Source organism: Flavobacterium sp. ACN2 (assembly GCF_002303885.1).
In the GTDB taxonomy this organism is placed as follows: domain Bacteria; phylum Bacteroidota; class Bacteroidia; order Flavobacteriales; family Flavobacteriaceae; genus Flavobacterium.
Genome location: NZ_MRCM01000010.1, coordinates 38,716 through 54,153 on the forward strand (window position 1 = coordinate 38,716; position 15,438 = coordinate 54,153).

Annotated in this window: 10 protein-coding genes; 8 read left to right on the forward strand and 2 right to left on the reverse strand. The window is 35.8% G+C overall.

From position 1 onward, the window contains the following. Position 1 precedes the first annotated feature (1 nt). Entirely contained in the window at positions 2–448 is a 447-nt protein-coding gene (locus tag BSF41_RS13525) for a hypothetical protein (RefSeq protein ID WP_095930032.1), read from the reverse strand. A 247-nt stretch (positions 449–695) separates the two neighbouring features. Here BSF41_RS13525 and BSF41_RS13530 point away from each other — a divergent pair, with 247 nt between their 5' ends. The 3 genes from BSF41_RS13530 (at position 696) to BSF41_RS13540 (ending at position 3,921) form a co-directional block, all read left to right on the forward strand. After that, positions 696–2,714 carry a sensor histidine kinase gene (locus BSF41_RS13530; protein WP_095930033.1) on the forward strand — a complete coding sequence of 673 codons (2,019 nt, stop codon included), beginning with the start codon at positions 696–698 and terminating at the stop codon, positions 2,712–2,714. Positions 2,715–2,717: 3 nt separating this feature from the next. Further along, the gene (locus tag BSF41_RS13535; protein WP_095930034.1) at positions 2,718–3,458 is read left to right on the forward strand and encodes a LytTR family DNA-binding domain-containing protein; all 741 of its coding nucleotides are present in this window, start codon (positions 2,718–2,720) and stop codon (positions 3,456–3,458) included. 133 nt (positions 3,459–3,591) lie between these two features. Next, entirely contained in the window at positions 3,592–3,921 is a 330-nt protein-coding gene (locus tag BSF41_RS13540) for a DUF4870 domain-containing protein (protein ID WP_095930035.1), read from the forward strand. Positions 3,922–4,053: 132 nt separating this feature from the next. On the opposite strand, the gene BSF41_RS13545 is transcribed toward BSF41_RS13540, so the two are convergent. Further along, a complete protein-coding gene (locus tag BSF41_RS13545) occupies positions 4,054–4,347 on the reverse strand; it encodes a helix-turn-helix domain-containing protein (RefSeq protein WP_095930036.1) in 294 nt (97 codons plus the stop codon). An 89-nt stretch (positions 4,348–4,436) separates the two neighbouring features. On the opposite strand from BSF41_RS13545, the gene BSF41_RS13550 reads away from it, so the two are divergent. The 5 genes from BSF41_RS13550 (at position 4,437) to BSF41_RS13570 (ending at position 15,415) form a co-directional block, all read left to right on the forward strand. Further along, the gene (locus BSF41_RS13550; protein WP_095930037.1) at positions 4,437–4,682 is read left to right on the forward strand and encodes a hypothetical protein; all 246 of its coding nucleotides are present in this window, start codon (positions 4,437–4,439) and stop codon (positions 4,680–4,682) included. Positions 4,683–4,786: 104 nt separating this feature from the next. Continuing rightward, a complete protein-coding gene (locus BSF41_RS13555) occupies positions 4,787–7,141 on the forward strand; it encodes a mechanosensitive ion channel family protein (RefSeq protein ID WP_095930038.1) in 2,355 nt (784 codons plus the stop codon). A 210-nt stretch (positions 7,142–7,351) separates the two neighbouring features. Next, the gene (locus tag BSF41_RS13560) at positions 7,352–7,939 is read left to right on the forward strand and encodes a phage tail protein (protein ID WP_253251822.1); all 588 of its coding nucleotides are present in this window, start codon (positions 7,352–7,354) and stop codon (positions 7,937–7,939) included. A 49-nt stretch (positions 7,940–7,988) separates the two neighbouring features. After that, positions 7,989–9,119: an ABC transporter substrate-binding protein gene (locus BSF41_RS13565; protein WP_095930039.1), complete on the forward strand. Its 1,131-nt coding sequence runs from the start codon at positions 7,989–7,991 to the stop codon at positions 9,117–9,119. Positions 9,120–9,133: 14 nt separating this feature from the next. Further along, positions 9,134–15,415 carry an MBG domain-containing protein gene (locus BSF41_RS13570; protein ID WP_172426904.1) on the forward strand — a complete coding sequence of 2,094 codons (6,282 nt, stop codon included), beginning with the start codon at positions 9,134–9,136 and terminating at the stop codon, positions 15,413–15,415. The last annotated feature ends 23 nt before the right edge of the window (positions 15,416–15,438 follow it).

The window sequence follows — 15,438 nt, forward strand, 5'->3', positions numbered from 1 at the left end:
TCTACTCAATTTTAACGCCATCAATAATCAGAGAATCACAAAGAAGTGAAATGTAAGCGCTCGTATAATCGGCAGTTAATTGATCGCTTAAAGAATCTACTCTTCCTTTTGTGAAATCAAATTTTCTCGTCGGAAGCTTTCCAAATGTATCAGTCATGGTAATCTGACCATCGACTCCAGCTTTATTTTTCATTAAAACTGCCAGTAAGGCAATATCTTGTTTTTCAAAATCAAGAGAAAAATAATAATTGTTTTTTACCTCCGACTCTGTTCCACTAACGGTAGATTTGGTAAAAGAAAATGTAGCAGATCGCAATACCGCTTTTGTCGTTTTGTTACCATCTTTCAAAGCGATTTCTATTTTAATGCGTTTATCTTCTTGCCCATAACTTAATGATGATATAAAAAGGCAAGCGATCATTAACAATGTAAAAAAATTCTTATTCATAATTTTATAGTTTTAAAAATAATTTATACCAGCAAGATTACTACTAAGATCAACTTGCTACAATTCGAAATTGGCAAATGGATGCTTTAGATTTTTATTTGGTAATTCTATGCCAGTATCGAGAAAAAGAGCTCTTTAACCACTTCTACACAGAGACTTTACAAGGGAATTTCTTGTCAAATTTGAGGGGTGATTTTTTTGGTCAGTCTATTTTCAATTTGTACTTTGGCCTTAATTACCACAATATATGCACGAAAAAACTACTTTAAATCAGATCAAAAACAGGAAAACGAAATGGTTGTTCTCGTTTCTAATTTTGTTTTTCATCACCACTTTAAATGCACAAATTTCGGCTGTCGAAAAGATTGCATCCTATGGCTATTCCAAACGTTTTTCTGATTCATCTGCCAGTAAAAAAATTCAGCAGCAAGCTCTTGCTTTAGCCAAGAAAAAAAAGAATATCGACGATGAAGTTATTTGTTATTCGTATCTCGCTCTTACACAAAGACGTTTATTGCATTTAAAAGAATTTACTCGTTATGCAGACACTGCTTATATTTTAGCTCAAAAAAGCAACCAAATAAGAGTTAAAGCTTTTGCTTCTCTAGCAATGGGAAATTTAAAGTCTTATATAGATGATAAACCTCAGGCCATCGATCATTTATTGCATTCGTATACCCTTTTCTCAAAAATAAATGCTCATGATCAATGCGCTAAAATCGCGTCCGATATATCGTATCTATTTTCTCCGGCATCGCCAGAAAAGGTTCATAAATATGCACAAGAGGCTTTAGAACATGCTTATAAAGCAAAAGATCCAGAAAGTAAATTGTATGCAAGATTGGCTTACGGAGGTTATTTGACCGATAAACTCGAATCTGGAACAGAGAAAGATTGGCAAAAGACTTTGGATTTTTTAAAAACTACAGTTGCACTTGCCGAAAAAGAATCTTTTGATATCATTAGCAAAAGCAATATCGGAATCGCTTACATCAATCTGGCAGATCTTTATTCTAAAGGTCCGAAACCAATTAATGAAACTGCCTTGTTTGACAACCTCGAAAAAGCTACTGCAATTGCCAAAAAATACAATATTAAAATCATTTACAGAAGCGCCATAGGCCTTCAAGGTTTTTATTATACCGAAAAAGGAAATTATGTAAAAGCCGAAATGCTTTTTATTGAAGGAATAAAATACCAGCTTAGCCTACCTTATACCGATAATTATTTATTAGCCACTTTTTACAATTGCTTAAAAGAAGTTTCTGCAAAACGCCATGATTTTGAAGCGTATTATGCGTACGATACCTTGTTTACGAAATACAATCAGTTAAAATATAATGAAACCACTCAGAAGCTATTGCAAAATGCAGATGCCCGATTTGAGTCTTCCAAAAAAATGGAGCGTATAAAACAGCTTGAATTGGAAAATGAATTGGAGCAGCAAAATAAACTTTTAGGCTACGGAATTGCTGGAGTTCTATTGCTTGGACTTGTTTTTATGTTTCGTTCCTACTATTTCAGGCAACGTTATTATTTAAAGCGTGAGGAAATTTTAAAGCAAGAACAAACCAATAGTGAATTAAAACTGCAATTAATGGAAAAAGAAACCATTGAAAACCTTGCAACTAGACTTTCATTAGAAAGAAGATTATTGCGTTCTCAAATGGATCCGCATTTTATTTTTAATGCTTTGGGAAATATTCAGAGTATGATTTTGCAGAAAGATACGATTCCGGCGGTTTCTTATTTGAATAAATTTGCCAAACTCACACGCCAGATTCTAGAACAATCGAGAAAGGAAACCATTTCTTTAGAAGAAGAAATTGGTACTTTAAAAAATTATATCGAATTGCAGCAGTTGCGTCTTAATAATAGTTTTGAATATGCTATTGTATGCGATGAATCTGTGGAAGAGGATATTCTAATTCCGCCACTTTTAATTCAGCCTTTTATTGAAAATGCTGTTGAACACGGATTAAAGCCAAAACCAAAAGAAGAAAAAGGTCTATTGCAGATTAATTTCTCACAGCAAACGGAACAAAAAAATCTAATCTGCACCATAAAAGACAACGGAATCGGACTTACAGCTTCGAGAAAATTGAAAACAAACGAAAATCATACCTCTCTTTCTACCACAATTACTGACGAAAGATTAGCAAAAATGCAAAAAGACCATCCGTATGCTGGTTTTCAGGTTTTAGAGCGCAATGCAGACAACGGAGAAACGGGCTGCATTGTTATTATTAATATTCCAATATTGTAAAAAATGTACAAAACTATCATTATAGAAGACGAACAGCGCATTCGCGAAGCTTTATCCATCATGTTGGAAATGGTTGCCCCAGAAGAAATTCAGATTATCGCTTACGCAGAAAGTGTCGAAGAAGCTGTAAAATTAATTGACCGCATGCAGCCCGATTTGGTTTTTATGGATATTATGCTTCAAAACGGAACTGGGTTTGATGTTCTAAAACAAATTTCCTTCAACTCTTTTCATCTTATTTTTACAACTGCTTACGAACAGCACGCCATTAATGCTTTCAAATATAGCGCTATAGATTATCTGCTAAAACCAATTGATCCGGACGAACTTAGAACTGCAATTGAAAGGATTTCGCTTTTACAAGAAAGAGTTTTAGAAAAACAGCAATTAAGCGAATTGCAAAATAACCTTACCAAAACTCCCGACCGCATTATATTGCCCACGCAAGAGGCTATGTATGTAGTTAAATTAGAACAAATTACAAGATGCGAAACTTCGGGTTCTTACACCACTTTCTTTTTGACCGATGGCCGAAAAATTATGGTTTCTAAACCTTTAAAAAATTATGAAGATTTGCTGGAACCTCCAATGTTTTTCCGCATTCATCAGTCGCATTTGATCAATGTAAATTCCATTATAAGTTATTCTCGCGAAGGAATGGTTCATATGAACGACAAATCGGTTGTGCCTATTTCAAGAGGAAAAAAGGAGCAATTTTTCAAATTAATGAAAGAGGAAATTTAACCTTTTGAAAAATACATTTTACCTCTTACCGATTTAAATCTAACCAATACCAACCAAAAAGCACAGTAGACAAAGTAACTATTTCAGGTCCTATTCCTAGTTTCTATTTTTGACCCAATAAATAACTTAAACTATGAATAATAAAACCCTTTCTATTCTTAGCTATGTCACTATTATTGGTTGGATTATAGCTTTTGTTAAAAGTAAAGATTTAACACCTAAAAGTGATTTGGTAAGATACCATTTAAAACAAGGATTCGGAATTTTTCTGGTTTCTTTAGTCGTAAATGTTGCTTTGTCTATTATTGTAACTATCGTTCCAGCGCTTTACTTTTTGAGCTACATTGGATACGTTATTTTTATTTTATGGATTTTTGGAATCATAAATGCGGCTAACGAACAAAAGAAACCAATTCCGTTAGTTGGACAAGTTTTTGAAGATAAATTCAGCTTTATTGACTAATCGGTCTTGCTTTTTTTAGCTGACGTTTTTATTTTTTGGATGTAGGAGATGATTCTCAGAGAACTTCTGTAGCTATGGTAGCGCCGAATAGTATTTGAGGATCTTTCTACTTTTAAAACAAAAACTAAAAATTTATGCCAAACCTTCCAATTGCTGAAAAACAGGAATTAAAGCTTTTCCTTTTTCTGTTAAATTATACTCGATATGAAGAGGTTTTAGTTTAATAGTTACCTTTTCCAACAAACCTTCTTCTTCCAATTCTTTTAAAGCTGTAGCCAAAGATTGCTTATTTGAGCCTTGAATTTGGCGTAGCAAATTATTAAAACGTAAAGGCGATTCTGTAGCCAAACGAAAAATTTCTGCTTTCCATTTGCCAGATAACATTTTTAAGAGTCTTTGTGCTGGACAAGTTTCTGTTTCTTCCATAATTAATTGGGGTAGTCAAAAAAAATTGACCTATTGTTTTCGAACGTTTTTTAATTAAAATTTGCTTTAATTCTAAGTAAAAATATAAAATGAAAGCAAAGAAACCAAGCGAAATGAGTATCGAAGAGTTATTAAAAACGCAAAAAACAATTAAAACAACCATTAAGGTTTTGATTCTAATTGCCATCTTATTACTTCTCCTTATTGTATTTATTTTCCTCGAAAAAGGACTTTTAACTTTAATGATCTTTCCGTTGTCTATGGCTTTCCTTATTGTCAATTCTAATTTTCTAAAAGAGATTCAAGAAGAAATCGCTACACGAAACCTCGAATAGAAGCACAAAATGAGATCGTTTTTCTTTATTTAAATTTCATTTTTCTTAACTAAAAGTCTTGCAAAAAAAATTACATTTGGGCTCCCTAAATAAGCCCATAAATTATGATTATTAGCAAAAAGACTTTTTATTTTTCCTCCTTATTTTTACTTCTATTATTTTCGCAGTTCAACTACGCGCAACAGCAACAAACCGTTAAAAAAGAAAGCCGCGGAAGACTATTTAACGACTCTACAGCCACAGACAGCGATTATTTAATGGCTATTGAAAAAGCCAGCGAAGTATTAGAATCTGCCTACAATGATATTGATTTTGCAGGCGATACGCGTCATCTTTTTGGCGAAATGAAACGTACAGAAAGCAAGCTGGATTTGATCTTAGCTAGTTTAAAAGGAGCAAATCCGAATGTGCGCAACCAACAAATGTACCGATTGGTTCTACAAGAAATCCAACAAGAATTAGAAGAACAGAACAAAGCAATTAATGCTAAAAATCTGGATCTTGAGAACATCAAAAAACGTGTAATTGATCTACGTAAAGACAAAACTTTAATTAGTTTATTAAAAGACACTATTCGTCGCAAACAGTTTCAGAAGGAATTCGGAAGTCTTAAAAAAAGATATCTTGCAACTGATAGTTTAATGACGAAAAATCAAACTACTTTAAACAATAAAAAACGACTTACCGTACAGCGAAAAATTTCTGTTTCTAATGCCTTGGTAGCCGTTGAAGGAAAACTGGAGAAATCTGGAATCAGTATTTTCAATAAAGAATATCCTTCTTTATGGCAGATTAACGATTCTGCCACAAAGAAAAAAGTAACCCACAATATAAAGGCAAAAATCATAATTGAAGAAAATGTCGCTGCGTATTACTTAGGTTACAAAGCTGGCGGGCTTATTACGCTATTTTTCTTTATGGGTCTTTTATTTTGGTATATTTCTCGAAATATCAAATACCTTACTACAAACGGTTATGCTGAAAACCTACAGCTTTTAAACTTTAAATATTTAAATCGAGGGGTTTTATTGCCCGTTTTAGTCATTGCGCTAAACATTGCTGTAGTCTCCAATTTATACGCTCCTGCTCTATTTTTAGAATTAATTCAGCTTTTCCTGCTTGGGGTTTTAATCTTCCTTTTCAAAAATCAATGGTCTGGAGTTGCCATGAGAAATTGGCTTTTCCTTTTAGGATTGTTCTTTGCTCTTTGTTTCCTAGACTTGTTTATTACAATCGGATTATTGCAACGATTGGCTTTTGTAGCCATTAATATTTTAGGTATTCGTTACGGTTTGGTTCAGATTAAAACACTTAAAGAAGAACTTTATATAAAAGGCTTTTTTAAATGGGCAAGTATCATTTTTATTAGCTTAAATGTCTTGTCTATTCTTTACAATTTATTCGGGAGAGTTTCTCTTTCTAATATGTTAAGCATTACAGCTTTTATATCGCTCACTCAAATTGTTGCTTTAAGTGTGCTTTTGAAGATTATTTTGGAAATTATTTTGCTTCAAATCTACACGACTAGAGTAAAAAGAGGAATTGAAAAAATGTTTGATTACGAAAGTTTATCCGACACTTTGAAAAAGCCATTTATTATTGCCATTAGCTATATGTGGCTGATTGTAATTGCTTCAAATTTGAACATCTGGGAATCACTTCGCGCTGCTTTAGCGAAGTTATTAAGTCATCCAAATACCATTGGAAGCATTACGTTTACTTTAGGCAATGTTGTTTTATTCTTTATTATTATTTGGGCGGCGCACTTACTACAGAAATATGTTGCTTATTTCTTTGGCGAAATTGACGATGAAAACGAAGAGAACATCAATAAAAGACAGCACTCCAAATTACTTATTACAAGATTGGTTGTTTTAATAAGCGGTTATCTGCTTGCTGTTGCAGCTTCTGGAATGCCATTAGATAAATTGAGTATTCTTTTGGGAGCTTTAGGTGTCGGTGTCGGACTTGGGCTTCAGAATGTGGTTAATAATTTTGTTTCGGGAATCATATTGATTTTTGATAAGCCAATTCAGGTTGGCGATGTTGTAGAAATTAGTTCAGAATCTGGCCGAATCAAGTCTATGGGACTTCGTACCACTAAAATTAATGCTCCAAACGGCGCTGAAATCATTATTCCGAATGGTAACTTGTTATCTCAAAATATCACCAACTGGACATATACTGACAATTTTAAACTGGTTGAAATCACTTTTGAAATTAATGGAGAAACAATCCCAGAAGAAATTAATACTGTAGTAAATGAAACGCTTGCTAATCTACCATTGGTAAACAATTCAAAACCATCACAAATATATTACAGCTCAATTTCTGACGGAAAATATAAACTTTTAATCAAGTTTTGGTGCAGTATTTATCGAACGGAAGAAACAATAAGTTCGGCACGACAGGAACTTTATATCAGTTTCAAAAACAAAGGTTTAACTTTCTCAAGTTAGATTTAAGACAAAAAAGGCGGTAATTGATTACCGCCTTTTTTTATGCCTTACAATTTGCAATTTTTCTATCTTTTTATAGTAATATGTTAAATAATAGCATTTTACTAAAAACAGGTAAAAACCCGTGTACCCACAATTTAGTTATAAAGTAATTTAGCATTGTAGTAAAATACTACGAAAACTAACATTAACTATTAAATCTTAAAAATTATGATGGAAGTATACATGGGAACAATTTTGAGTTTCGCATTTAATTACCCACCTAGAGGCTGGGCTGCTTGTAATGGCCAGCTGGTAGCAATCACTCAGAATTCAGCTTTATTTTCATTGCTTGGCACAATTTATGGCGGTGATGGTGTCACCACATTTGGTTTACCTGATCTAAGAGGAAGAACTCCTATTCATTTTGGTCAAGGACCAGGTTTAAGCAATTTTGTAATAGGCCAAAAAGCAGGTAGCGAAACGATGACTTTATTAACGCCAAACATGCCTGCCCACGTACATAGCCTTACAACTGGTACTGTTTCATTAGCTTTAACAACTAATTCTGCAACTGGAGGAACGATTTCTAACGACACTGATAATGGAAACAACTCTTTATCTTCAGGCGGTTCAACACCAAATATCTACAGTGAACCAGGAACTGGAACTGCTAAAATAGGCGGTATTTCTGCAACTGCAACTTTAGGAGGAAGCACAAGTATAGCTGGAGGCACTCAACCTTTTGATTTACACAGTCCATATCTTGCTGTCAATATGTGTATTGCATTATCTGGGATTTTCCCTTCTAGAAATTAACAAACTTAAATAGAGGCATTTTTTTGCCTCTATTTTCTAATCTCATTTTATGGATAACGACGTTAAAATAGGCATTTTAATTCCAAAGTCGCAACAGTATCCTTCATTAGACAAAGATTTTATAAGGGGTTTAAAACTCAATAATTTAAACGTAAAATTTTTTGTAGAGAGTATTGGTGTTGGCGCTGATGAAAAACTAATAATTGACAAAATTCAGAAACTTAATTTTCAAGAAGATGTATCAATTATAATTGGTTTTATGGGACATTGCAACATGTCTGAGGTTTATAATTATTCTTCTAATAATGACATCTTATTTTTGGCCGCAGATTTAGGAGCAACAACTCCTTATCAAACATCTGAATATGAAGGTATATTTATAAATTCATTAGGACTAACAGATTCTTGCTATTATTTAGGCCAATACTTTACCAATAAAAAATATCAAATAGCCTCTTCTACTTCATTTTATGATTCAGGATATGGTTTGCTTGCTGCATTAGAATATGCATTTAAAGAAAAAAATCAATTTACGGGACATTATATTACTCCTTTTATGCCAAGAGAAAATGAAGCATTACATATGGATCACACTATAAATACACAGCAACCCAATGCTGTTTTTGCGTTTTATAGTGGTTTATATGCTGAAGAGAATGCTACTTTTCTGAAACAAAATAAACTTACTCAAAAGTATCCTTTTTATGTAACTCCTTTTTTTATTAACGATAAAATTTTGGAGGAGTATAAAAATAATCCTTCTGAGCTTTATGTAGTGAGCAGCTGGATGCAAAATGATACTACTTCAACCAATTTTACTTCACTTTATAAAGAGGTTTACAACGATATTCCTTCTTTTTTTTCAGTCTTAGGATACGAAAATGGATTAATATTAAAGAATATACTTTTAAATGCTGATAGTTTAAAAACAAGCTCTTTAATTGAAGAAATGCACAAATTAGATATTGACGGTCCAAGAGGCAATATCCGATTTGATACCAATACCAACAGAACACTATTTAATCATTATATATACCAATTAAATTTGGATTCTTTTAACACTATAAGCTTTAAAAAAATTGAAACATTATTAAACGATGGTGGTTTTATTAAAGCTTTTGCCTCACTAACAAAACCTGACCATATAGGAGGCTGGGACAATGCTTATCTATGTCATTAACTAAATTGTATGTTATGAAAAAAAAATTACTCTTATTTTTTACGTTCTTTTGCGTCTTTGGTTTACATCAAAATATAAAAGGACAGACTTTAGGCCCTGGTGATATCGCTTTTATTGGCTTTGATATAGGAGGTCAAGATGGTTTCAGCTTTATAGCCCTAAAAAATCTACCTGCTGGAGAGATTGTATACTTTACAGAAGAAGGTCTCTATGCAAATGGCTGGATAGCCAGTAACGAGCCACACATCAAATGGACAATACCTGCTGGCGTTACTTGTGGAAAAATCATTTCTGTTATAGAAACTGCTACAAATACTTTTACAGTAACAGGAGGATTAGCTTCTGATTTTGTAATTAATCCAGAAGGACCTGCTTACAATTTTAACTTATCCTCAGGAGATCAGATGCTTGCATACCAGAGTGTTGGTAATGTCATGAGACCCGTAATTTCACCAACTACCATAACTTTCTTAGCAGGTATTCATGGCGATTTTAATTCTTCCAATTATGACCCTGATACACATTGGAATAATGACGAAGTTTTATTAAATCTCGGCGGTGCTGAAAGTATCATACCACCGGGATTAACTAACGGAGTAAATTGTGTTGCCTTATTTCCTGGTGTAACAGAGCCAAGTCAATATTTCGCAAAATATACAGGTACTTTAACTGGTACTTCTACTGCTTTAAGAGCAAGTATCAATAATTATTCTAATTGGACAATCACATCCGCAAGTACAACTCCTCCTGGTACTACCCAAGGAATTTTACCTAGCAACTATTCTCCAAATTTAACTTGTACATCAGTTCCAACAGTAACTACAACAACTCCTGCTACAAATATTGGAGCACTAACTGCTACATTAGGAGGCTTTAACAATAATGGTGGCGATACTGGTACTCTAGATAGAGGTATCGTTTGGTCATTAACGACAAATCCTGTGATAGGTGGTGGTGGAGTAACAAAATTATCAACGGCTACACTTAATGGTATTGGTACTTTTACCGTAAATGTAACTGGACTTCCTCCAGGAATACCGATATATTATAGAGCATATGCGGAAAATTCAGTAGGAATTGGATACGGAAATACGGCCTCATTTACAACTAACGCAGCTCTATCTGCTACACAATCACAAACAAATACTTGTAATGGTACCAATAATGGGACAGCAACAGTAGTTCCTTCGGGAGGAAAATCACCTTATACTTATGCATGGTCTAATGGTTCGACTGCAGCAACAATAACAGGTTTATCGCCATCTAATTATTCTGTTAATATAACAGATGGCGAAGGAACTTCGATAACCAAAATCTTTAATATAACTCAAAACTCTATTATCTCTGGAACAACTACCATTAGTAATGTATCTTGTAACGGAGGCAATAATGGATCTATAGATCTAACTCCTATAGGAGGCAGTGGATCTTACACTTATAACTGGGGAGGCGGAATAACAACGCAAGACAGAACAAATCTTGCAGCAGGCACATATTCTGTTACTATTACCGATTCTAACAATTGTAGTGTGGTTGTAAGTAATATAGCAGTTGGCCAGCCAGCAGCACTTGGCGGAACAACTGTTGTAACCAATGTAGCTTGCAACGGAGGAAATACAGGAGCTATAAATCTTACTCCAACTGGAGGGATTGGACCTTATACATTCTTATGGAATGATCTAGTAACTACTACAGAAGATAGAACAGGCCTAACAGCAGGTACCTACTCTGTCACTATTACAGATGCTAATTCATGCCAAGTAACGATTAATAGCATTACCGTAATTCAGCCTCCTGCAATTACAGGGATAGGTTCTACAACCCAAGTTGCGTGTTATGGAGGAAATACAGGAGCTATAAACGTTACCCCTGGCGGAGGAATCGGTCCTTACACCTACATATGGGATGATGGGCCTACTACTGAAGACAGGACAGGACTTACCGCCGGTACATACAGCATTAAGATAACTGATGCTAATTCATGTCAAAGAACATTCTCCTACACTATTAATCAGCCTGCAGCAGCTTTAAGTGCAGCAACGGGAGGAGGAAAAACAGATGTATCTTGCAATGGAGGTAATAATGGTACTGCTACTGTGGCGCCAACTGGCGGAACTCCTACTTACACTTATTCTTGGAATACCACTCCTGTTCAAACAACTGCTACAGCAACAGGGCTTGCAGTAGGTACTTATACGGTAACGGTAACTGATGCTAATGCATGTCAAACAACTAGAAGTTTTACAATTAACCAGCCAGCAGCAGCTTTAAGCGCATCTGCAGCTGGACAGACCGATATTTTATGTAACGGATCTGCAACTGGATCTGCAACTGTTACAGCAACAGGAGGAACTCCAGGTTATACCTATTCTTGGTCTCCATCAGGGGGAACTGCTGAAACAGCAACAGGTCTTACTGCTGGAACTTATACCGTAACGGTTACTGATGCTAATAGTTGCCAAACAACGCAATCATTTACCATTACAGAACCAGGGGCTTTAGTTGCAAGTCCAGCAGCTCAAACCAATATAGCCTGTCGTGATGATCTAACTGGATCTGCTACTGTTAATGCAACAGGAGGAGCAGGAGGCTACACTTATTCTTGGGCACCTTCTGGAGGAACTGCGGCAACAGCAACAGGACTTGCTGCAGGAAATTATACCGTGACAGTTACTGATGCTAATAATTGTCAGGCTACCCAAGCATTTACAATCGTACAGCCAACAACGGCACTTACAACCACAGCAGGCACTATAAACAATACTTCTTGTTATACAGGCGGTAATGGAACAGCAACGGTTATAGCATCAGGAGGAACTCCTAGTTATTCTTACTCTTGGAATACAACTCCTGTCCAAACAACTGCTACCGCATCAGGACTTTCTGCTGGCACTTATAGAGTAACGGTAACCGATGCTAATGGCTGTACAGCAAATAGAGACTTTACTATATCCCAGCCACCTGCTCTATCAATAACTCCAAGCCAAACTAATGTTTCTTGCAACGGAGGTACGAATGGTACGGCTACGGCATCTGTTAGTGGAGGAACCGGAGCTGGAACTTATACTTACTCTTGGGCTCCAACTGGAGGAACTGCAGCATCAGCAACTGGTCTTCAAGCTGGGACCTATACAGTTACAGTTAAAGACGCTAATAACTGTCAGATTGCACAAAGTTATACTATCGACCAACCAGCAGTCCTAACAGCAACACAATCACAAACGGAAGTTTTGTGCAATGGTTCTGCAACAGGTACAGCAACAGTTGTTGCCTCTGGCGGATCTCCTAACTATAGCTATTCATGGTCACCATCTGGAGGAACTGCTGCAACAGCAACTGGATTAACCGCTAATACTTATACTTGTACCATCACAGATAACAATGGTTGTTTCATAACAAAAACATTCATTATTACTCAGCCAGCTGCTCCATTAAGCGCTACTACTACTCACATTAACGCTACCTGTTCAACAGGTGGAGAAGCAAGTGTATCACCATCTGGTGGTACACCAAGTTATAGCTATCTTTGGTCGCCAGGAGGTGAGACAACACCTTTCATTACAGGTAAAGCAGCAGGTAATTACAGCTGTATAATTACAGATGCAAATGGATGTACTCTTACCAAAAACTTTACTATCTCTACAACTAATACTCTCGTTGCTAGCGCCGCTCAAACCAATGTACTATGTAACGGTTCATCAACTGGAAGCGCTTCTGTAATTCCATCTGGAGCTCCTGGACCATTTACTTATGTTTGGGCACCTTATGGCGGTAATACTGAAACAGCAGTGAATCTTAGCGCAGGAAACTATTCGGTGACTATTACTTCTTCAAACGGATGTTCTATTGTCAAGACTTTTACCATTACTGAACCCTCAGCAATTAATATAACTCCATCACAAACAAATGTTACCTGCAACACTGGATCAAACGGATCTGCTTCAGTAACTGTAACTGGAGGTACGGGAACTTATACTTATGCATGGTCTCCTTCTGGAGGAACTGCAGCAACTGCAAATGGACTTTCTGCTGGAACTTACACGGTAACTGTTAAAGACGCTAATCTATGTACCAAAACACAAAGTTTTACCATAACAGAACCTAATGCACTTACTCCATCAGTATCTCAAACAAATGTTTCTTGTAATGGTGGTTCAAACGGATCTGCAACTGTAAGCGTTACAGGAGGAACTGGAACTTATAGCTACCAATGGTCTCCTTCTGGAGGAACTGCTGCAACTGCAACTGGCCTATCGGCGGGAACCTATACTGTACTTATAAAAGATAGCAACTTATGTGAGACAACAGCAAGTGTAACTATTGCTGAACCTGCTTTACTTACTGCAACAATAGACAAAACAGATGTTTTATGTAACCAAGCAAATAATGGTACTGCAACGGTAATTCCTTCTGGAGGAACTGGAACTTATACATACTCTTGGTCTCCATCGGGAGGAACTACTGCAACAGCAACCGGATTAAGTCCAAACACTTACTCTGTTACCGTAACCGATGCAAATGGATGTACTGTAACACAAACTGTACAAATTACAGAGCCTAACACGCTTTCGGCTACAGACACACAAACAAATGTATCTTGTAACGGAGGAAATAATGGTACCGCATCTGTAGTGGCTTCTGGAGGAACAGGAAACTACAGCTATTTATGGGCACCTTCTGGCGGAACTGCTGCAACAGCAACTGGTCTTACAGCAGGAACTTATACGGTAACCGTTACAGATGAAAACTCATGTTCTGTTACTAATACGATTGAAATTACAGAACCAGATGCTTTAACTTTAACCGCTACTACTGTAGAAGTTTCATGTTATAATGGAAACAACGGATCGGCTACAGTAAATGTAACTGGTGGTACAGGTTCTTACACTTACTCTTGGGCTCCATCTGGAGGAACGGCTGCAACAGCAACGGGTCTTACAACAGGAACTTATACTGTAACTGTAACAGATGACAATTCTTGTACTGCTTCATTAACTGTACAAATATTGCAGCCTGTAAATCCTGTTACCTTAAATACTGTTGCTGTATCTGGAATAACTGTCAATAGTGCTTCTTTATCTGGAACTGCTTCTGCAGACGGAATAAATACAGATAGTGGATCTTGTTTAACAGAAGTTGGTTTTGTATATGCACAGCATGCAAGCCCTACTACAGCAGATACTAAAATAAATATTTCTGCCGCATTAGGAACATTCACAAATTCATTATCCGGACTTAGAGGAAACAGAACTTATTATGTTAGAACTTATGCTATAAATAGTAATGGTTTTGTTAATTATGGAAATGAAGTTAGTTTCACGACTCAAAAATATACTCTTACTATAACTGCAGCAGCAGGACATACAAAAGTATACGGCACAGAAGATCCTGCATTTAATTACACACCACTAGGTTTTGCTAACGGAGATACACCTTCAATAATTACAGGTCTGCTTTCTAGAGATGCTGGTGAAAATGTTGGAAAATACAATATTAAGTTAGGGTCAATTAGTGCTGGCGCAGATTATACAATTGCTTTTACTGGTGCAGAATTTGAAATTACTAAAGCGGACCAAACAATCACTTGGGACCAAACTTTAGAATTTGGATGTATAGATTCTAATAACGTAGCCTTAACTGCAACAGCAGACAGCGGATTACCAATTTCGTACACTATTGCAAATGCAGCATTAGGAACAATTTCTGGATCAACATTAAACATCACTGGATCAGGAAGCTCAACAATTACAGCTGTACAAAATGGTGATCAAAATCATAATGCTGCTACAGCGGTTGTTAAACCAATAGAAGTTAGCCATTCTGGACTTGTAACACAACAGTGGGCAAATGTGCTATTCTTTGATAATAAATCGAACAATTACGTGGCATGGCAATGGTATAAAAACGGAGTAGCTATTTCTGGTGCAACTCGCCAATATTACAGCGAGACTCAGCCTTTAAACGGAAGCTATTACGTAATTGCAAAAGACAAAAACGGAAATTCAATTAAATCTTGTCCAATTGAGACTACTGGAACAGTTTTTACCAAAAAGATAAAAATCTATCCAAACCCAGTTAAACCTGGAGCTGAATTTACTTTAGAGTGTGATTTTAGCGATTCTCAATTAAATGGATCTGAGGTGGTTATTTATGACATTACAGGAAAATTAGTTCAGACTATTTCAAATGTAAAAGCCAAAAATGAAATCATCGCTCCATCGCAGGCAGCCTTATATGTTGTCGTTCTTAAATTGGCAAACGGCCAGTTAAAAACAATCAACTTATTGGTGAAATAAAAATGAGATTTAATTTAAAATTA